16 protein-coding genes are annotated in these 19,888 nt (G+C 70.7%); 11 read left to right on the top strand and 5 right to left on the bottom strand.

Annotated elements, in window-relative coordinates; genetic code table 11:
- Window positions 1-176: 176 nt before the first annotated feature.
- The 4 genes from IEW13_RS03040 to IEW13_RS03025 all read left to right on the top strand — a co-directional run bounded on the left by IEW13_RS03040 (window position 177) and on the right by IEW13_RS03025 (window position 3,730).
- Entirely contained in the window at window positions 177-512 is a 336-nt protein-coding gene (locus tag IEW13_RS03040) for an ArsR/SmtB family transcription factor (RefSeq protein WP_188549448.1), read from the top strand.
- Window positions 509-943 carry an SRPBCC family protein gene (locus tag IEW13_RS03035; protein WP_188549447.1) on the top strand — a complete coding sequence of 145 codons (435 nt, stop codon included), beginning with the start codon at window positions 509-511 and terminating at the stop codon, window positions 941-943. The genes IEW13_RS03040 and IEW13_RS03035 overlap by 4 nt, the downstream gene beginning before the upstream one ends.
- The gene (locus tag IEW13_RS03030; RefSeq protein ID WP_188549446.1) at window positions 940-1,335 is read left to right on the top strand and encodes a hypothetical protein; all 396 of its coding nucleotides are present in this window, start codon (window positions 940-942) and stop codon (window positions 1,333-1,335) included. Before IEW13_RS03035 ends, IEW13_RS03030 begins: the two co-directional genes overlap by 4 nt.
- 259 nt (window positions 1,336-1,594) lie before the next feature.
- Entirely contained in the window at window positions 1,595-3,730 is a 2,136-nt protein-coding gene (locus IEW13_RS03025) for a thioredoxin domain-containing protein (RefSeq protein ID WP_188549445.1), read from the top strand.
- Window positions 3,731-3,904: 174 nt separating this feature from the next.
- On the opposite strand, the gene IEW13_RS03020 is transcribed toward IEW13_RS03025, so the two are convergent.
- Both IEW13_RS03020 and IEW13_RS03015 read right to left on the bottom strand, forming a co-directional pair.
- Complete coding sequence (locus tag IEW13_RS03020; RefSeq protein WP_188549444.1) at window positions 3,905-5,863, bottom strand: ABC1 kinase family protein; 1,959 nt, start codon at window positions 5,861-5,863, stop codon at window positions 3,905-3,907.
- Between the two features lie 4 nt (window positions 5,864-5,867).
- On the bottom strand, window positions 5,868-7,145 hold the full coding sequence (locus tag IEW13_RS03015) for a M18 family aminopeptidase (protein ID WP_188549443.1): 1,278 nt from the start codon (window positions 7,143-7,145) through the stop codon (window positions 5,868-5,870).
- A gap of 262 nt (window positions 7,146-7,407) precedes the next feature.
- Between IEW13_RS03015 and IEW13_RS03010 the strand changes: the two genes are divergently transcribed.
- The 4 genes from IEW13_RS03010 to IEW13_RS02995 all read left to right on the top strand — a co-directional run bounded on the left by IEW13_RS03010 (window position 7,408) and on the right by IEW13_RS02995 (window position 12,693).
- Window positions 7,408-7,893, top strand: a complete 486-nt coding sequence (locus tag IEW13_RS03010; protein WP_188549442.1) for a hypothetical protein — start codon at window positions 7,408-7,410, stop codon at window positions 7,891-7,893.
- Between the two features lie 66 nt (window positions 7,894-7,959).
- On the top strand, window positions 7,960-9,186 hold the full coding sequence (locus IEW13_RS03005) for an MFS transporter (RefSeq protein ID WP_188549441.1): 1,227 nt from the start codon (window positions 7,960-7,962) through the stop codon (window positions 9,184-9,186).
- Window positions 9,187-9,440: 254 nt separating this feature from the next.
- Complete coding sequence (locus IEW13_RS03000; RefSeq protein ID WP_188549440.1) at window positions 9,441-11,807, top strand: bifunctional metallophosphatase/5'-nucleotidase; 2,367 nt, start codon at window positions 9,441-9,443, stop codon at window positions 11,805-11,807.
- A 178-nt stretch (window positions 11,808-11,985) separates the two neighbouring features.
- A complete protein-coding gene (locus tag IEW13_RS02995; protein WP_188549439.1) occupies window positions 11,986-12,693 on the top strand; it encodes a YceI family protein in 708 nt (235 codons plus the stop codon).
- Between the two features lie 243 nt (window positions 12,694-12,936).
- Here the strand turns inward: IEW13_RS02995 and IEW13_RS02990 are convergent, their stop codons facing one another.
- Window positions 12,937-13,209: a mycoredoxin gene (locus IEW13_RS02990; RefSeq protein ID WP_188549438.1), complete on the bottom strand. Its 273-nt coding sequence runs from the start codon at window positions 13,207-13,209 to the stop codon at window positions 12,937-12,939.
- A 541-nt stretch (window positions 13,210-13,750) separates the two neighbouring features.
- On the opposite strand from IEW13_RS02990, the gene IEW13_RS02985 reads away from it, so the two are divergent.
- The gene (locus tag IEW13_RS02985) at window positions 13,751-15,082 is read left to right on the top strand and encodes a DUF1684 domain-containing protein (RefSeq protein WP_188549437.1); all 1,332 of its coding nucleotides are present in this window, start codon (window positions 13,751-13,753) and stop codon (window positions 15,080-15,082) included.
- A gap of 10 nt (window positions 15,083-15,092) precedes the next feature.
- Here IEW13_RS02985 and IEW13_RS02980 read toward each other — a convergent pair whose 3' ends face one another.
- The gene (locus IEW13_RS02980) at window positions 15,093-17,066 is read right to left on the bottom strand and encodes a M13 family metallopeptidase (protein WP_188549436.1); all 1,974 of its coding nucleotides are present in this window, start codon (window positions 17,064-17,066) and stop codon (window positions 15,093-15,095) included.
- Window positions 17,067-17,237: 171 nt separating this feature from the next.
- Between IEW13_RS02980 and IEW13_RS02975 the strand changes: the two genes are divergently transcribed.
- Window positions 17,238-17,789 (top strand): low molecular weight protein-tyrosine-phosphatase, encoded by a 552-nt coding sequence (locus IEW13_RS02975; RefSeq protein ID WP_229744890.1) that lies wholly within the window; start codon window positions 17,238-17,240, stop codon window positions 17,787-17,789.
- Between the two features lie 83 nt (window positions 17,790-17,872).
- Here the strand turns inward: IEW13_RS02975 and IEW13_RS02970 are convergent, their stop codons facing one another.
- Window positions 17,873-18,898 (bottom strand): YeiH family protein, encoded by a 1,026-nt coding sequence (locus IEW13_RS02970; RefSeq protein ID WP_229744889.1) that lies wholly within the window; start codon window positions 18,896-18,898, stop codon window positions 17,873-17,875.
- 130 nt (window positions 18,899-19,028) lie between these two features.
- Here IEW13_RS02970 and IEW13_RS02965 point away from each other — a divergent pair, with 130 nt between their 5' ends.
- A complete protein-coding gene (locus IEW13_RS02965) occupies window positions 19,029-19,754 on the top strand; it encodes a copper resistance CopC family protein (protein ID WP_188549433.1) in 726 nt (241 codons plus the stop codon).
- The last annotated feature ends 134 nt before the right edge of the window (window positions 19,755-19,888 follow it).

The following is a 19,888-nucleotide window of genomic DNA, read 5'->3' as shown; positions in this document are numbered from 1 at the left end:
AACACCACCGTCTACGGGGTCGTTCTGTCACTAGCGGGGTGTTCTGTCACTCGCGTGGTGTTCAGCGCATCCTCGGTGCGGCGTCGCTGGCGGTTGCCAAGAACGCCGTACCGGAACGTCGAACGGACCTCCAAGAAACTCTTGACGCATAGGTAAAAACCTATGATCATGGACGCATGGCTCGTCCTGCTTCGACTCCGGATGTTTTCAGCGCTCTGGGTCATCCGCGGCGTCGTCTGATCCTGGAGCTCCTCGGCCAGCAAGACCTCACGGTCGCTGAACTGACCCGGGAGCTTGGAATAGCTCAGCCGTCCGTCTCGGAACAGCTGTCCCTGCTGCGGGAAGTCGGGCTGGTGGACAGCACCTCACAGGGCAGGAAGCGGGTCTACCGCATCAACCCCGCGCCGTTGCGCACGGTCGCGGACTGGCTGGTGCATCTGGATGCCTTCTGGGACGAGCGCTTTGCGCGCCTTGGCCGATTGCTAGAAGACCTCGACGAGGAGAGCACATGAGCAGGATCTACAAGACCGGCGAATACGGCGTGCCGGCGAGCACCCTATGGCGTGCCTTGACCGATCGTGATCTGCTGGCCATCTGGTTCATGCCCAATGATTTCCGAGCCGAGGTCGGCCACAGATTCACCATGACGACGGACCCGGCGCCGATGTTCGACGGAACCGTGCACCTGGAGGTCCTGGAGATCGACGCTCCGCACCGGATGAGATGGTCGTGGCGTGGCGGGCCGATCGACACCATCGTGACCTTCACCGTGGTCGAGCTCGGACCGAGACGATGTCGCTTGGAGTTCCTTCAGGAAGGCTTCGAAGGACTGGGCGCGGAGTTCGCGCGCTTCTTCCTCAATCGGGGGTGGCCCAAGATCGACCCGATCCTGACCGCCGTGCTGCACACCATCGAGGCGACGGAGCAGAGGAAGAAGACATGAGCGACAGCGCAGCGCTGGCGAAGAAACTCCGGATCAAGGAAAGCTCGCAGATCTGGGCGTGGCCCGATGCCCGTCGGCTCCCAGAATCTCTTGCGGCCGCCGCGAGCCCGCACATCGGGTCAGCGGAACAATCCGACATCGGGCTGCTGCACGTCGATGACCGCGAAGCCGTCAACACTGTGCTGGGCGAGCACCTTGAACGACTCGCTCCGATGCGTGCGGTGTGGCTGGTGTACGCGAAAGGGAACCGCACCGATATCAACCGGGACAAGCTGTGGGTGCAGTTAGACGGCTATGGCTGGCGTGCGGTGTCGCAGGTGTCGGTGGACGAACGGACCTCCGCTTTGCGCATACGCCCCCTGAAACCGGGCGAGAAACCGCTCGACCGGTGACTGGGGCGGTCCATCGTCATCCAGTCTCGGCGGTATCACGATGCGACACCAGTTCAGTGGTAGAACACCACCGTAGTGACAGAACACCACCGTCTACGGGGTTGTTCTGTCACTAGCGGGGTGTTCTGTGCAGCGTCAGTGCGGCGCCGCGCGAAGCGCGCTCCCGCTAGAGCCCGGCCAATGGAGCGATCCCGCGCGAAGCGGGCCCTGTGGGCGCCTGCCCTGTATCGGCGGTGGCGTACCCCGCTACGGTGGAGCCATGGCGAACCGGCTTGCACACGAGTCCAGCCCCTACCTGCGCCAGCACGCCGAGAACCCGGTGGACTGGTGGCCGTGGGGCCGTGAGGCGTTCGAGGAGGCCCGCCGCCGGGACGTGCCGGTGCTGATCAGCATCGGCTACTCCTCCTGCCACTGGTGCCATGTGATGAACCGGGAGTCCTTCCAGGATCCGCACACCGCCAATGTCATCAACGCCACCTGCGTGCCGGTGAAGGTGGACCGTGAAGAGCTCCCGGCGGTCGACGCCATCTACATGTCCGCGCTGCAGGCCATGCGCGGCCAGGGCGGCTGGCCGCTCACCGCGTGGGCCGACCACGACGGCCGGCCGTTCTATGCGGGCACTTACTTCCCGCCGCGGCCGGTGCAGAACCAGCCCTCCTTCGAGCAGGTGCTGCGCGCGATCGACGAGACCTGGCGCCATCGCCGGGACGAGGTCAGCGGCATCGCCGGCTCCCTCACCGAACGCATCGCCCAGCAGTCCCGCATCGCCGAAGCCCGCACCCCTGACGGCCAGGCGCTGCCCGTCCCCGGCGAGACCGAGCTGCAGGCGGCCGCCGAACAACTGCTGGACCAGATCGACCTGGAGCACGGCGGTTTCGGCCCGGCGCCGAAGTTCCCGCCGCCGATGACGCTCATCCAGTTGCTGCGCCACCACGCCCGCACCGCGGAAACCGGCCAGCGCAGCGATTCGCTCGACGTCGTCGCCCTCACCATGCGCCAGATGGCCGCCGGCGGCATCCACGATCACCTCACCGGCGGTTTCGCCCGGTACTCGGTGGATCGTGAATGGGTGGTGCCGCACTTCGAGAAGATGCTCTACGACAACGCCCTGATCCTCCGCGCCGCCGTGGACTGGTGGCGTGCCGAGAACGAACTCGACCCCGGCTCCGGCAACGCGGACCTGGCCCGCTATCTCATCGAGCAGACCGCGGGGTTCCTCACCAGCGGCTTCCGGCTGGACTGCGGGGCGTTCGCCGCCTCCTTCGACGCGGACTCAGAACTGCCGGCCGCGTGCGAGGACGAGGGGGAAGCGCACCGCGGCAACACGCCGCCCCACGGCGAGGGCGCTTTCGCCGTGTGGTCCCGGCACGATCTGGACGAGGCGCTGGGCGCCGATGCCGGATGGGCCGCGGAGTTCCTGGCCGTCACCGAGGAGGGGACGTTCGAGCACGGCCGCTCGGTGCTGCAGATGCCCGCGCTGCGCGACCTCGACGGTCCCGGTGACCAGCGCGCCGGCACCCGGCCGTGGCAGAACCCGCGCTGGCTCTCGGTGCGCGACCGGCTGCTGGCCGCACGGGAGCGCCGGCCTCAACCAGCCCGCGACGACAAAGTCCTGACCTCCTGGAACGCTCTGGCGGTCACCGCCCTGACCCATGCCGCCCAGGCATTGCAGCGTCCCGACTGGATGCAGACGGCGCGAGACGCCCAGTCCTACCTCCTGCGCACTCACTGGCGGCAGGGCCTCCTGGCCAGGGCGTCCCTGGAGGGCAGCATCGGCGGCGACGGCGTGCTGGAGGATTACGCTGCGCTCGCGGTATCGGCGGCTACGCTGTACTCCGCCGAGGGCGATCCGGGACACCTGCGCACCGCCCGCGAGGTGATCGCTGCGGCCCTCGAACGCTTCGTCGAGACCGGCGAGGACGGGGACGGCACGAACCGGATCTTCGATGCGCCGGACGACGGCCTCCTGGTGGTGCGCACCAGTGACTCCAATGACACCGCCGTGCCCTCGGGGCGGGCGCTGCTGGCGGAGGCGGCCGGTATGCTCGCGGGGCTCTTGAGCGCCGATGACCCCCTTACGGTTCGCCTGGCCGCCCTGCGGGAGGACGCCTTGCGCGGCTTTCTCATCTTCGCGCTGAAGGCCCCGCGCGGCGGCAGCTGGGGGCTCGCCCAGGCCGAGACCCGCGCTGCCGGGGACCCGCGCCTGGCCTCGCGGAGCCCGGCGCTGCGCCGGCTGGGCTGGGAAGCGCCCTCACCGGGCCTGCTGATCGACCCCGAGCCCGAGGAACTGCCCGAAGAAGAACGCCGGGCGGCCGTGATCTGCCGCGACCGCACCTGCGGCCTGCCGATCACCGAGCCGGAGGCTCTTGCCGCCGCCCTGCGCGGGAGCGCCTGAGCCGTTGACCTGCGCGGGGTGCCTGAGCATCACACGCCGGTACTGACAAAACATGCCGTGAGTGCCAGAACACCACCGTCTACGGTGTGGTCCTGGCACTACGAGTGTGTTGTGGGAGGAAGCTCGTGTTCTGTACGCGGCGAGTGAACGCGAGCCGGGTCTTCCACCCGACGGCTACCGGCGGAACACCCGTACGATCGCGCGGAAGGCCAGCATCGTGGATCCGAAGCCCAGCGCCACGCCGGCCATCGCGTAGAGGGACAGGCTCCCGGTGAGCATCGGTCCGCTGTCGCTCGTGATGAGCTGGGCGGAGGTGATGAGCCCGGCCACCGCCAGGATCGAGGCGATGCCGTCGTCCACCAGGCTGCGCATCCAGGCCCGGTCGGTCGGATCCGCGAACGGCCGGGCGTCCACCGTGAAGGTGCCATCGGCCAGCGCCGAGGTGACCTCCTCCGCCCGCAGCGGCATCCGGCGCAGCACGCTGGTGAGGATCGCGGCGCTGCCCATCGCCTGCTCGGCGAGCCGTCGCGGGGAGTGCAGATCCCGCAGCACGCTGCCGATCCGGTCCCGGGCCGCGGTCAGCAGGGAGATGCGCGGGTGCAGCAGGAGCAGCGACTTCTCCACCGCCGCCAGGGTGCGGAACGCCGCCGCGATGCCGCTGGGGACGCCGATGCCGTGCTCGCGGGCGATCGCGAACAGCCGGCCGAAGAGCGCCGCATCCATCTGGTCCTGGTTCTGCACCAGCGCGATCTCCCGGCCCACCTGGCGTCGCAACTGGTCCAGGTCCGTCTCGTCCGGGACATCGAACGCCAGGAACAGCGCATCCGTGGCGGTGATCGCGTCATCGGTCATCACGCCGTAGATCAGCGCGGCCAGCACCTGCCGGGTGTCGGAGTCCAGGACGCCGATGGAGCCGAAATCCAGCAGTCCCAGGCGGCCGTCGTCCAACAGCATGATGTTGCCCGGATGGAGATCGGAGTGGAACACCCCGTGGACGAAGATCCCGTCGATCAGCGCCTCGATCAGATCGCGGGCCAGCCGGAGACGGTCCGCCTCGTCCAGCCGGGCCACGCGCTCCTGCGCGTGTGAGAGCGGCACCCCCTCCAGTTTGCTCATCACCAGCACCCGCGGCGAGGTGAACTCCGGCCGCACATGCGGCACCCGGATGCCTGACTGCTTGCGCAGGGAGGTCTCCAGCGCGCGCGTGTTCTCCGCCTCCTGGCGATAGTCCAGCTCCCGCTGCACGGACTCCATGAGGTCCTCGACGAGGGAAGTCAGTCCCATCCTGCGGGCCCAGGGGAACCGTGCCTCGGCCATCCGGGAGGCGTGGCGGAGGATGTCGAAGTCGTCGCGGACCTGGGCACGGGCGCTGGGCCGTTGCACCTTCACCACCACGCTGTCACCGTCCTTCATGACGGCTTCGTGCACCTGCGCGACCGAGGCCGCCGCGAGCGGCCGGTCCTCGAAACGGGTGAACAGTTCGTCCACATCGGCGCCCAGATCCCGTGCGATCACCTTCTTGATCACGTCCGTCGGCACCGGTTCGGCATCGGACTGCAGGCTGGCCAGCGCCCGGGTGGTGGCGTCCGGCAGCAGGTCCTGCCTGGTGGAGAGCAACTGCCCCAGCTTGACGAATGTGACGCCGAAGCGGTTGAGCGCCTCCACCAGCGCGGGGGCGAAGGCGGAGCTGTCCGGGCCGAACCGCATCGCATGGGACAGGCCGGTGCGGGAGACGATCCTGGCGAACTGCGCCAGCCGGCGGGTGCGGCGGAACGCCGCGACCGCCATCCGCATCAGCTCCAGCGGCGAGGGCACCGAGCCCGTCGGGGCGAGCGCCTCCAGCACCACGACGCACGCCAGCGCCGCCACGAGCGTCCACAGCAGCGCCAGCAGGGCGGAGAACACCGCCAGCGGCGCCGAGCCGATCAGATTGCCGTCGGCATCGACCATCCCGACCGGCTGCGCGAACAGCAGCGTGACCGGCCACAGGCTGGCGACGGCGACGATCCCGCCCAGGTAGGAACGCAGGAACCCGACGTGCGTGCCCAGCACCCGCCGCACCGCCAGGGACAGCGCGAAAGCTCCGACCAGCGCGCAGAAGACGAGGAAGACGATCGTGGAGCCCTGCGCCATGACCTCACTCCGTCCGGTAGAAGGCGGCGAGCGCGTCGCCCAGATGGGCGACGTCGGCGACGGCGCACATCTCCCGCGCCGAGTGCATCGACAGGAGCGCCAGACCGACGTCCACCGTGACCATCCCCAGCCGGGTCGCGGTGATGGGGCCGATGGTGGAGCCGCACGGCACGGTGTTGCGGGAGACGAACTCCTGAACCGGGACCCCGGCGGCTGCGGCGGCGCGGTGCCAGCGGGCGGCGCCGACGGCGTCCGTGGCATAGCGCTGATTGGCGTTGATCTTCAGCAGCGGCCCGCCTCCGGCGATGGGCAGGTTCGCCGGATCGTGGCGTTCGGGATAGTTCGGGTGCACCGCGTGCCCGGCATCGGCGGAAAGGCAGAACGACCGGGACAGCGCCCGGCGCCGCTGGGCGTCGTCCGCACCCAGGGCGTGGGAGATCCGCGCCGTGACGTCCTCCAGGAAGGGTCCGGCCGCTCCGGAACGGGTGGCCGAGCCGACTTCCTCATGATCGAAGGCGGCCAGGACGCCGATGCCCGCCGCCTCCGCGGGCTCCAGGCCGGCCAGGGCGGCGACGCCGGCGTGCACGGAGGAGAGGTTGTCCAGGCGGGCGGAGGCGAGGAACTCCTCATGCGCCCCGAACAGCGCCGGTGCCTGCGCATCGCAGGTGACGATGTCGTAGCCGGCGATCTCCTTGCGGTCCACGCCCGCCGCCTCGGCCAGGAGCGCCAGCACATCGGTGTGCGGGCCGGAGGCGAGGGCGAGCACCGGCTGGGTGTGCCGCTGTTTGTCCAGCGCCAGGCCCGCGTTCGCCTCCCGGTCCAGATGGATCGCCAGTTGCGGGATGCGGGCGATCTTCTCGACCCGGGTCAGAACCTGTTCGCCGCCGGTGAGCACCAGCCGCCCGGCCAGGGTCAGCTCCCGGTCCAGCCAGGAGCTCAGCAGCGGGCCGCCGTACACTTCCACGCCGGCCTGCACCCAGCCGTGCGCGCGCAGCGTGGGGCTCGGCTTGAGCTTGAAGGCGGGCGAGTCGGTGTGGGCGCCGATGACGGAGTACGGCGTCGCGGGACCGGCGCCCTCGGGGATCACCCAGGCGATGACCGCTCCGTCGCGGATCGCGTAACCGCGGTGGCCGGGGCCGAGCCGGGAGGTCCAGTCCTCCGCTTCGTCCAGGGCCTCGAAGCCGGCCGACGTCAGCCGGCGGGCGGCTTCGGCGGCGGCATGGAAGGAGGAGGGCGAGGCGGCGACGAACTCACCGAGGTCCAGGGCGCGCGGTGCTGTCATGCCCTCAATTCAAACAGATCGGCCCCGCGCCAGTCCGGCACCCGCCCCCGCCCCGGCGCTGTGCCGGCCCGGGGGAGGCGCGGCATCGGCCCGGGGGCGGTGCGGCACCCGGGGTCTCCCCGCTCCCGGCGTGACATTTGTCAGCACCGGGCGGTGAGAAGTTCCCGCAGATCACGGCCTAAAGCGCACTACCCGCCGCCGGCCTGGATTGATGGACTTAAGACGTACCCGAGACAGACGCACGACCGGAAGGACGCACACCATGGAACCCCTCGTGATCACCTGGCTGCAGGAGCAGGCCGCCACCGTCGACACCTGGCTGCAGATGCTGGTCATCGCGTTCGCCGGCGCCATCCCCTTCGTCGAGTCCTACTTCGGCTCGATGATCGGCGTGCTGGCCGGCCTGCCGATCTGGCTGGCCGTGCCGGCGGCAGTGATCGGCAACTGGCTGTGCATGTTCGGTCTCGTCACCTTCGGCGCCGGGGTGCAGCGCCGGATGGCTGCCCGCTCGCAGAAGGAGCCGACCAAGCGGCGCGAGCGGTTCATGCGCATGTTCGACCGCTTCGGCGTTCCCGGCGTGAGCCTGCTGGGCCAGTCCATCCTCCCCAGCCAGATCACCTCGATGCTGATGGTCGGCATCGGCGCCTCGAAGTCCCGGGTGATCCTCTGGCAGACCATCTCGATCATCCTGTGGGGCGTCCTGTTCGGCGTGCTGGCTCTGCTCGGCGTGAACCTCGTGGCCCAGTAAGCACGGTCGTCCATCGCGCGGCCTCCTCCGGCCAGCCGGTCGGGGGGAGACCGGTAGACTTGTGCGGTGCTCACCGCCCTCCTGCGCGTGGCCGGGCCCTCCTTCTTCCCGATCGCCCTGGCCAGCCGTCTGCCCTTCGCCATGAGCATCGTCGGCGTGATGACCGCGGTGTCACTCACCCGGGATTCCTACGCCGCCGCCGGTGCCACCGCGGCACTCGTCGGGGTGGGCTCCGCTCTCATCGGCCCGCTCGTGGGCATGCTCGCGGACCGCTACGGCCAGCGACCGGTCCTGCTGGCCGCCGGACTGGTCAACGGGACCGCCCTGCTGGCGCTCGTGGCGGTCCTGCTGAGGGAGGCCCCGGACGGCTGGCTGCTGGCCGCTGGCTTCCTCATCGGCGCGAGCTCTCCGCAGATCAGCCCCATGGTCCGGGTGCGATGGCTCAATATGATCGCCGCGCGGGTGGAACCGGACCGCCGGCCCAGGGCGACGCAGGCGGCCCTGAGCTACGAGTCGATGGCCGATGAGCTGGTCTTCGTCTTCGGTCCCGTCCTGGTGGGCGCCCTGGCCAGCCTGCTGCTGCCGACGGCGCCGCTGATCGCCGCGGCGGTGCTGACGATCGGCTGCGTGACGGCGTTCGCGCTGCACTCCACGCACGAGTTCGGTCCGGCCCGGGCGCCCGGCGCGCGCGGTGCCGGGGACCTCGCCCCGCTGCGTTCGCTGTGGCGGCCGGTGTGCGTCCTGCCGGTGCTGGGCATGGGCGCGGTGGGCCTCTTCTTCGGTTCCACGCTGACCTCTCTGACCGCTTTCATGGGTGCCGTCGCCGATGGCGCCCAGACCGGTCTGGCCTACGGCGCGATGGGGCTGACCTCCGCGGTGATGGCGCTCGCGGTGGTCCTGCTGCCGCCCGGTTTCGCCTTGCGTCACCGCTGGCTGGTCTTCGCGCTGGTCGCGCTCGCTGGTGCGGTACTGCTCCCCTTGGCCGCCACGGTGCCGGCGATGGTCGCCGTGCTCCTGGTCACCGGCTGCGGAATCGGGCCGGTCCTGGTCACGCTCTTCGGCCTTGCCGCGCAGTCGGCCCCGGCCGGGCGCGTGACGACGCTGATGGCGGCGATGGCCTCGGCCGTCATCGTGGGCCAATCGGGCGCGTCTGCGGTGGCGGGAGTCGTGGTCGAGGCACGCGGTCATGAGGCGGGTTTCCTGCTCGTCATCGGCGCCACCGCCCTCCTGAGCCTCCTGGCGCTGGCCCACACCGGGCTCGCGCAGCCGGCGAGCCCTCGTCGCCGCGGCTGAGACGGCTCATACCCGCCGAGGCGGCCAGCACCGGGGCGGCTGATACGCCGAGGGCTGCGGTGACTGAACGATCCGCGCGGCTGAACGACCTGCGCGGCTGAACGATCTGTTCGGCTGAAGGGGTCGATGCAGCTGTCAGGATCGAGGCATCCGAAGGGGAGAAACCTAATGTTCACCGGAAAGTAGTCTGTGCGTCCGCTGAAATCTGGCAGGCTAAGGGAATGTCCGCGTGATCAGACCGGAGGATCCCCATCGTGAACAAGAAGACCACCACAGCCGGAGCGCTCTCCGCGGTGCTCCTGGCCCCGGCCGCGGCGCTCGCCCTGAGCGTCTCGCCCGCCGGCGCCGTCGAGCCCGGCACCGAAGTCCAGCTCCTGGGCATCAACGATTTCCATGGCCGCGTCGCCGAGGCAGGCGTCGACCTCGCCGCCACCGTCGAACGGCTCCGCGCCGAGTCCGAGGCCGCCACGGTGTTCCTGAGCGCCGGCGACGACATCGGCGCCTCCACCTACGTGTCCTCCAGCCAGCAGGACAAGCCCGTCCTGGACATCCACAACGCACTGGGCATGGATGTCGCGGCGCTGGGCAACCACGAGTTCGACCAGGGCTGGTCGGACATCGCCGACCGGGTCAACCCGGAGACGGACTTCCCGTGGCTGGGCGCCAACGTCTACGAGCGCGGCACGCAGAACGTCCCGGAGGCGATCGACTCCTACGCCATCGTCGAGGCCGGCGAGGTCCGGGTGGCCGTGATCGGCGTCGTCACCGAGGAGACCGCCAGCCTGGTCGATCCCAGCGGCATCGACGCCATCGAGTTCGGCGATCCGACGGACGCCGTGAACCGCACCGTCGCGGAGATCGCAGCGCTGCCGGAAGCCGAGCAGCCGGACCTCACGGTCGTCTCGGCGCACCTGGGCTCCAATGTCACCTCCGATGTGGACGCCGGCATCGCCTCCAACCCCGAGTTCGGCAAGCTGATCACCGAATCCGACGCCTCCGTCGACGCCTTCTACACCGGCCACACCCACGTGGAGTACGCCTGGGAGGCCCCGGTCCCGGGTGAGCCCGAGCGGACCCGCCCGGTCATCCAGGCCGGCAGCTACGGCGAGAACGTCGGCCGGATCGTGCTGAGCGCCGATGAGTCCGGCAACTGGACCACGGAGGTCCTGGAGAACGTCCCGACCGCGGACGAGGGCTTCCGCAACTCCGTCGTCGAGCAGGTCGAGGCCATCGTGAACGACGCGGTGGAGACCGCCCAGGAGCTGGGCAGCCGCGTGGTCGGTGAGATCACCGAGGACATCACCCGCGCCTTCACCGCCGACGGCGCCGAGGACCGTGGCGCCGAGTCGACGCTGGGCAACCTGGTCGCCGATGCGCTGCAGGCCGGCACCGGGTACTCGCAGCTGGAGGGCTCGGACTTCGCCCTCACCAACCCCGGCGGCCTGCGCACGGACCTGCTGGTGGACGACCAGTACGCCGATGAGGCACCCGGCGAGGTGACGGTCGCCGAGCTCAACGCGGTGCTGCCCTTCGCCAACGACCACGGCGTGGTCACCCTGACCGGTGCCGATGTGCTGGGCGTCCTGGAGGAGCAGTGGCAGCCGGCCGGCAGCGCCCGTCCGTTCCTGCACCTGGGCATCTCGGAGGAGCTGGAGGTCGTCTACGACTCCTCCGACGACGCCGAGCAGCGGATCGTCTACGCCGCGGTCAACGGCGAGGAGATCGACCCCGAGGCCACCTACCGCGTGGCGACGCTGAGCTTCCTGGCCGCCGGCGGCGACAACTTCACCTCGTTCGCCAACGGCGAGTGGGAGCAGTCCGGCCTGACCGACTTCGAGGTCTGGGAGCGTTACTTCACCGAGAACACCCCGGTCTCCCCGGACCACGACGAGCGCCAGGCCGATCTGGCCCTGGACATCATCGCCAACGGCACCGCTGAGGTCCGCTTCGGCGCCGATGAGGACCCGCTGCGGATCCCGGCCGGCGGCACTGCGGAGGCCTACATCGTGGCCGACTCCGCGGAGCCGGTGACCGGTCCGTTCCGGGTCACCGTGGACCTGCCCGAGGGCGTCACGGTGCAGGGAGCCGACGCCAACGCCGCGTTCCTCGGGGCGCTGCGCGGCGGTCTGGACGACGAGGACCTGGTCGAGGCGTTCAACGCGCAGGAAGAGCTCGTCATCGACGAGCTGCCTGCCGGTGAGAGCACCCTGACCCTGACCTTCTCCGCCGCCGAGGACGCAGCGGCAGGTGCGGCCACCATCGGCGTCCAGCTGCAGGCCGACCCGCAGGCCACCTGGTGGGACGACAACCCGCTGCCGCTGCCGTACTCGGCCGAGCTGAACGTCGAGGTCACCGCCGATGAGCCGGCCCCGACCGAGCCGACGCCCACCGAGCCCGGTCAGCCGACCCCGACCGATCCGGGCCAGCCGGGCGGCGAGCCCACGCCGACTCAGCCGGGCAGCGACCCGGGCGCCGGCCCGGGCCCCGGTGACGGCAAGCCGCTGCCGCGGACCGGTAGCGATGTGGCCGGTCTGCTCGGTCTCGCGCTGGCCCTCCTCGCCGCCGGCGGGGTGGCCGTCGCCGCAGGTGTCCGCCGCCGCGGTGCGGGCTCGCAGCTCTGACCCGCTGATCTCGCGGCGGGTGTGAAGCCCGCCGCGGGGGAATGCCGACGATCCGGCCGGTACGTCCTTTCGGGACGTGCCGGCCGGATCTGTCTGTGGCGGTATCCTCGATCTACGGTCGCTGGCCGTCACTCCCATGCGGTGTCCCGGCCGGGACGCCTGAGCCGAAAGGACGCCTGTGCCTCAGCAGCCCGAGGACGCTCCCCGCGCCCGCATCCGCTGGTGGTTCCTCCTCATCGCCGTGGCCTTCCTGGCCGTCGCGGTGTTCGGCGGGATCCGGATCTACGCGGCCCAGCGGGACGCCGCCGCCCCGGACCCGGCGGAGGCCACGCAGGAGGCGGAGGTCCCGGTCGAACCGGCTGAGAGCATCGACGGCGCATGGGTGCTGGCCGAGGGCTCCGAGGCGGGCTACCGGGTGGAGGAGGTGCTCGGCGGCGAGGACGTCACCGTCGTCGGCCGCACCGAAGCGGTCACCGGCGAGCTGGAGGTCTCCGGCGGCAGCGTCACCGACGGTGAGGTCGTGATCGACCTGCGGGAAGTCCGCACCGACTCCGCGCAGCGGGACGAGTACTTCGCCACCCGGGCCGTTGACACCAGTGAGCATCCGGAAGCCGGGTTCGTCCTGACCGGGCCGGTCGATCTGGCCGATCTGGCCGAGAGCACCGGCATCATGCAGGTGACCGCGCAGGGCGTGCTGAGCATCAACGGCGTGGAGAACGACGCCGAGGTCGTGCTCGATGTCGTCCGTGAACAGAACCGCCTGACCGTCGCCGGGGCAGTCCCGGCCGTGTGGGCCGACTTCGATGTGCAGGCGCCCGATCTGGGCTTCGTCTCAGTCGAGGACGAGGGCGCCCTCGAGCTGTCCCTCGTGTTCGAGCGCGCCTGAGATACGCCTGAGATACGGGGCACGGAAGCCCCTGGCACCGTCCCGCCGGCAGCGTCCGGCACGCTGCCGCTCTGCCGGCCGCGCATGTGCCCACCTCGCGTCCTGACATCGTCGTCCAGCCTGCCGCTTACGTCGTCGCTCCGCTCGTAGATCGTCACCGCCCAGCCCGGGAGAGCGACGACGTAAGACCGCAACGACGACGTAAGCGCGGCGCTGCGCACCGCGTCAGGCGCGGGCGCCCTTTCAGGCGAGGGCTGCGAGCTTCTCCTGTACCTGGGCCAGGGAAGGGTTGGTGGCGGCGGAACCGTCGGCGTACAGCAGCGTCGGCACGGTCTGGTTGCCGTCGTTGACCTCCTCGACGACTGCGGCGGCGCCGTCGACCTCTTCGATGTTCACCTCGTTGACCGCGATCCCGGCCGAGGCCAGCTGAGGCTTCAGCCGTTTGCAGTACCCGCACCAGCTCGTGGTGAACATGGTCACGGTGCCCTCCTGGGGCAGGAAGTCCGAAGCCGGCATGCCGGGGTCCTCTCTCTCGTCGTCGGCCGGCGTGCAGCCGGCGCGGCGCCCGACGGTTTGACTGTTCGGAGGGTCAGCGACGCCGGGCTCTCGCCTAGGTCAAGGCACGGCTGGGTGCCGGTATTCCCGCCGGACGGTGCTTGCCCCGCGCTTGCCACGCAGCGCCCGCCCGGCGTGCCGCGTTCCGCGCACCTGGCACCCGCGGGTCTGCGGGCACCACGCCGTCGCACCGGCGGATACCCCAGGGGCCCGTCTTCACCCGGGGGTCTTGCTTGCACGTACAACCGTGCTCGTTACTGTAGGGAACAGACGCATTGCCGGGATACCCCGAACGATCCGGACGGTCCTCGCGGGCGGCACGACGCCCGGCGCAGCCAGGGGAATTCGGGCGGGCGCTGCGATGCGGCCGGTGCGGCGCCCGGGAGAGGCCGGCACACGGCAGCCGCGGGCGCCGGGGAGTGCGCCCGCAGGCACGCCGTCCGCGGGGACCGACCCGCACGCGGCACATGGATGAGCAGACGATCAATAGGAAGTGTGGCTGGTGAATCAGTTTCAGGCGGAATGGCAGGCGTGGCATGACGAACGCGTCCGGCAGCTCGCTTCGCCGCACGGCTGGCTCAGCCTCACCGGTCTGCGCTGGCTGGGCCCGGGGGAGAACCGCTTCGACGGGATGCTCGGCACCTGGACGGTCGCCGATGGTGCGGTCACCCTGATCCTGGACCGCGGCCAGACGGCGGGCCCGACGGCAGAGACGCTCAGGTTGGCGGGCCAGGCGAAAGAGGAAGGCCGGAGCGTGGACCTGGATGTCCGGGGAGGCTTCCGCGCGTGGCTTCGGCCCGGCGCGAACCTGCTGTGGATCTCCAGCGGCACCCTGGTCTTCGAGCTCATCCGGCGAGGCGCGACCTACGGGGTGCGGCTGAGGGATTCCAGTTCGCCGCTGCTGCGTTCCTTCCACGGCGTCCCGGCGTTCGAGCCGGACGAGTCCTGGGTCAAAGCCGGTGTGTTCGCGCCTCACGAGGAACCCGTGGCACACCGCATCGCGACTGCCTGGCCGGGCCTGGAGGACACCGTGCTGTCTCCTGGCACAGTGCGGTTCGAGCACGAGGGGCACGAGGTCACGCTGCACGCGACCGGATCGGCTCAGACCGGGCTGACCGCGCTCTTCTCGGATGCTTCCTCCGGCACTCTCACCCCCGCGTGGCGCACGCTCTCGCTCGGCGTCCCGGATGCCCAGGGCGGGGTGGTCCTTGACTTCAACCGCGCGGTGAACATGCCGTTCGCCTTCACTCCCTTCGCGACGTGCCCGGCGCCGATCGCGGGCAATGAGCTGCCGTTCCCGGTCTGGGCCGGCGAGCGGAAGCCGGCGCAGACGCTGGGACGCAGCGGCGTGAACTGCCCCGTCCTGGTGATCCGCAACGAGGAATCCCTGGGGCTCGGAGAGCTTGGCGCCTGGTGGGAGGAGGCCGGACTGGACCTGGTCACCGTGGATCTCACCGCGGGCGAGCGGATTCCGCCGCTGACGGGGTTCAAGGCCGTCATCGTGCTGGGCCAGGAGCCCGGCGCCGATGCCTGCCTGGAACATGAGCGGGCGCTGCTGGCGGATGCCCTCGCCGAGGGAGTGCCGACCCTGGGGTTCGGCGCGGCGGAGCTGCTGGCCGATGCCGCCGATGAGGCCCCCGGTGCCAGCGTGCCCGCCGAGGACCGGGACCGGCGTGCCGAGCCGCGCCTGGTGCCGCCGGGGGAGGCGCGCCGGATCGCCGAGTTCGCCTGGCAGATTCCCGCGGTGCCGGCGATCTCCACCAGCGGTGAGGCGGACAGCTGGAAGGGCTTCGTCCGCCAGTTCGCCCAGCTGGCACGCTCCGGCGCCGCCTGAAACCGGAGGGTCACCAGATGGTGACGCGTTCCTCTTCCGGTAGGAACATCGCGTCGCCGGGCTGCACCTCGAAGGCCTCGTGGAAGGCCGCCATGTTCCTGGCGATCTGATTGCAGCGGAATTCCTCGGGGGCATGCGGATCGACCGCCAGCCGCTTGATCTTCTCCTCCGTGCGGCGCTTACCGCGCCAGGCGCGTGCCCAGGCGAAGAAGAACCGCTGCGCGCCCGTCGTTCCCTCGATCACCGGCGGTTCGGCCCCGTCGAGGTGGATCTGGTACGCCTTCCACGCGATGCCCAGGCCACCCAGATCGCCGATGTTCTCGCCGATGGTGAAGGCGCCGTTCACGTGCTGGTCCGGCTCCAGGCCTTCCGGGACGAGGGCGTCGTACTGCTCGATCAGCGCTTTGGTGCGCGTCTCGAACGCGATCCTGTCCTCTTCGGTCCACCAGTCGCGCAGGTTCCCGTCGCCGTCGTACCGCGAACCCTGGTCGTCGAAGCCGTGCCCGATCTCGTGACCGATCACGGCGCCGATCGCCCCGTAGTTGAGTGCGGCATCGGCGTCGGGGTCGAAGAACGGTGGCTGCAGGATGCCGGCCGGGAAGACGATCTCGTTGAGCACGGGGTGGTAGTAGGCGTTGACCGTCTGCGGGTTCATCAGCCACTCGTACGGGTCGATGGGCTGCCCGATGCGTCCCAGCTGCCGTTCGTGCTCGGCGCGGGCGGCGCGGCGGTAGTTGCCCACCAGGTCGTCGGCGCGGACCTCGAAGGGATACTCCCGCCACTTGTCCGGGTACCCGATCTTGGGGGTGAACTTGCTCAGTTTCTCCAGGGCGCGCTGCCGGGTTTCCTCGCCCATCCACGGCAGCTCGGAGATGGACCGCCGGTAGGCCTCGATCAGGTTGCCGACCAGTTCCAGCATCAGCTCCTTGGAGCGGGGCGGGAAGTGCTCGGCCACGTACAGCTTGCCGACCGCCTCGCCCAGGAGACCTTCGACCAGGGAGACCCCGCGCTTCCAGCGATCCCGATTCTCCTCCGCGCCGGAGAGCACCCGCCCGGAGAAGGCGAAGTCCTCCTCGACGATGTCCTCGTTCAGCAGGGAGGCGTGCGAATCCAGCACGGAATAGAGCAGCCATGCCTTGAGGTCGTCCAGGGGGCGGGCGGCCCAGACCGCGGCGGCGCCGGTGAGGAAGTCCGGCTGGCGGACGATGACGTGCGCGAAGGCCCCGGCGTCGGCGCCCAGGCCCGCCATCCACGCGTCCAGGTCGAAGCCGTCCAGCAGCGCGCGGAGGTCCGCCAGCGCCACCTTGTTGTAGGTCTTCTCCGCGTCCCGCGAGGCCACGACGTCCCAGTGGTGGGCGGCGAAGGCGGTCTCCAGGCTGAGCACGGTCTCCGCGATGGCGCCGCTTGTCTGCCCGGTGTGCTCCTCCAGGCCGCCCAGTGCGGCGAGTGCCTCCACGTGCTCCTGGAACTTCTGCCGGATCGGCGCGTACTGCTCCTCGCGGTAGTAGGACTCGTCAGGCAGGTGCAGGCCGTCCTGCTGGAAGTACGCGATGTACCGGTCGGGGGCGCCGGCGTCGGCGGAGACGTAGGCTGCGATGATGCCCGGCACGCCCTCGGCCTCCAGCTCGCCCAGCACCCGGGCGAGTGCGCTGTGGTCGCCCGCGCCGGCGATCTTCGCGAAGGCGTCCTGCAAGGGTGCGGTGCCGAGCCGTTCGATGCGCTCGGTGTCCATGAAGGAGCGATAGAGATCGCCGATCTTCTGGGCCTCGCTGCCCGGTGCGGCGGGTTCCTGCGCCGCGCGGTCGATGATCTCGCGCACATGCTGCTCCGCGGCGTCCACGAGCTCGCGGGCCGCGCCGTCGCCGGACCGGTCCGCCGGGATGGTGAAGCTGGACAGCCAGGCGCCGTTGACGTGCCGGAACAGATCGTCCCGGGGGCTGACGGACTCGTCGCGGTGCGGCAGGATCGACTCGATAGTGCTCATGGCCTCTAACCTATCGCGGGTCACTGACACCGGGGGGCGGGCGCCGGTTCCGGTGCGGCTCCGGCTGCGGATCGTTGTCGCTGGGATCACGGCTGCGGGCTGCGGCGCCGGGCGGAGGCACTGGAGATGTCCGCTCCGGGGACCGCCGGGGCCGCTCCTAGGATGGCGGGCATGTATCGCATCCTCATGGTCTGCACCGGGAACATCTGCCGATCCGTCTCCGCCGAGCGGATGCTCGCCGCCCGGCTGGCCGAGCGCGGTCTTGAGGGCCGCGTGCGCGTCGATTCCGCGGGCATCAGCGACGAGGAGGCCGGGAGTCCCGTCTATCCGGACACCGCCAGGGCGCTGGCCGCGCGGGGTTATCCGGCCGGTGGGCACGTGGCCCGGCAGGTTGCCGCGGACTGGCTGCCGGAACGCGAGCTGATCCTGGCGATGACCGAACGGCACGCCCGGGCACTGGCACGGCTGGCCGGAGGCGACGAGCGGATCACCGACCGCATCCTGCTCTACCGCGGCTTCGATCCGCGGGCCCGCGCCGCCGCGGGACTCCAGCGTGTGCCGGCCGGACCTGCGGGGTGGGATCCGGCGCTGGACATGGCCGATCCCTGGTACGGCGGCCCGGCGGAGCAGGAACGCATGCTCGACGAGGTCGAGGCGGGACTCGGGGAACTGCTCGGCTTCATCGAAGACCGGCTCGGCGGTCCCGGAGACCGCCCGGACTGAGCACTCAAGGGTCCGGCCGGACCGTACCGGTCGCCGGCCGGGCCGGGCGTCGACCGGATTGAAGCGCCCCCAGCCGACGCCGCTCAGGCTAGGAGCAGGGCCAGCAGCAGTGCCAGGCCGCCGATGACGATCCAGGCGAGCAGGCCGAGCGCCAGGTAGCGCGACTGGGTCGTCAGCAGCCGCCCGATCTTCACCTGCGAGCCGAGAGCGACGAGTGCGGCGCCCAGCAGGACGTGCTGGGCCCCTGCCGCGGTCTCCAGGGCCGCCTCCGGGAGCCAGCCGCTGGTCCGCAGCAGCACCGCGGCGAGGAAGCCGAGGACGAAGAGGGGCACGATGGCAGGCCGGGAACCGCTCGCGTCCGTCCCGCGCGCCTCCGCCGCCAGCAGGGCCGGGTTCCGGCGGGCGGCCAGGCTCACCACGGCGGTCATCGGCGCCAGCATGACGACCCGGGTGAGCTTCACCACGACCGCGACCGCCAGGGCGGCAGTGCCGGCGCTGCCGGCGGTGGCCACGACCTGCCCGACATCGTGCACGCCGGCGCCGGCCCACCAGCCCAGCTGCGGGTCGCTCAGCCCCAGCGGCACGGCGAGGAGCGGCAGGACGAAGATCGACAGCGTCCCGCACAGCGTCACGAGCGCGACCGGCGCGGCGGCGCGTCCGGCCGGCGTGCGGGTCACCGCGCTCATCGCGCCGATGGCGCTGGCGCCGCAGATGGAGTACCCCGAGGCGATCAGCAGCGACTCGTCGTGGGGCAGGCGGAACAGCCGGCCCAGCAGCCAGATCAGCGCGAACGCCAGGATCACCAGGCCGATCACGGCGCCGATGCCGGCCACGCCCAGACCGGCCACGTCGCCGAGGCTCAGCTGCAGCCCGAGCAGCACGATGCCGGCGCGCATGACCGTCCTGGCGGCGAAGTCGAGCCCGGGTTTGAGCACGGTGCCGGCGTACTGGCGAATGCCGGTGACATTGCCGAGCACGAGACCCAGGATCACGGCGGCGGTGAGCATCGGCAGGCCGTCCACATTGGCGGCGATGGCGATGGCGACGAGCACGCCCACCAGGCAGGAGAGGAGACCGGGCGCGATCGCCCGTACGGTCCGGAAGGTCACGCGCACCAGTGTCCCATGCGGCACGTTGTGCCGGGTACGCCACATCACGGTCCGCGTGCGGCCAGCTGTCAGGGCGACGCAGTACCCTGGGTGGAAAGCGGATCATCCCACACAAGGAGCATGTCCCGGCATGACGACTGCACGCACTCTCCGGGCGCCTCGCGCGCTCGCCGCTCTCCTCGCGGCCACCCTGCTCGCTCTTCTCGGCGGTCTGTGGACCGCCGCACCGGCCGCCGCGCACGACGAGCTGGTCTCCAGCAACCCCGGGGACGGCGAGGTCCTCGACGAACAGCCGCAGTGGCTGGAGCTGACCTTCAGCGGCAACATCCAGGAGATCGGCACCGAGATCACCGTCGAACGCGACGGCACCGACTACTCCGCCGGCTCCTACACGGTGGAGGGGACCACGCTGACCAGTGCCCTCCCGGACGATCTCGAGCCTGGCGAGTACACCGTGAACTGGCGGGTCGTCTCCGAGGACGGGCACCCGGTCTCCGGGTCGTTCGCCTTCACGATCGCCGGTGGTGAGGAGGCCGCGCCCGAGGATGAGGACGAGGCCGACGGCGCCGATGAGACGGCGGGCCTCGGTGGCGGCGTGGTCGACGGCGGGGGCCAGGACGTCCAGGACGACCGTGGCGCGCTGGGGTCCGGCGATGGCGACGGCTGGTCTCCCATCACCATCGTCATCCTGAGCCTGGGAGTACTGGCCGCGGTCGCCGCGGTCGTCGTGCTGCTGACCCGGAAGCGCCAGTTCGGCCAGACCGGGCAGGATGGCCAGACCGGGCAGGATGGTGCGCCGGGGCAGGACGGTCAGCCCGGACAGGGCGGTGACGCAGGCGGTCCCGGAAAGCCCTGACGCCTCGTGTGTGAACCATTGAACCCCCGGACCGCGCGGTCCGGGGGTTCAATGTTAGGTGCACCTCACTGGATGCGCCGTGAACGGGCGCACTACGGTATGAACACCGTGGCGGTCAGGCTGGGAGATGTGTG

It is taken from the genome of Sediminivirga luteola, assembly GCF_014639315.1.
Taxonomy (GTDB): Bacteria; Actinomycetota; Actinomycetes; order Actinomycetales; family Brevibacteriaceae; genus Sediminivirga; species Sediminivirga luteola.
Note: the sequence above shows the minus strand (reverse complement) of the source record. Positions and strands in the feature narration are given on the sequence as shown.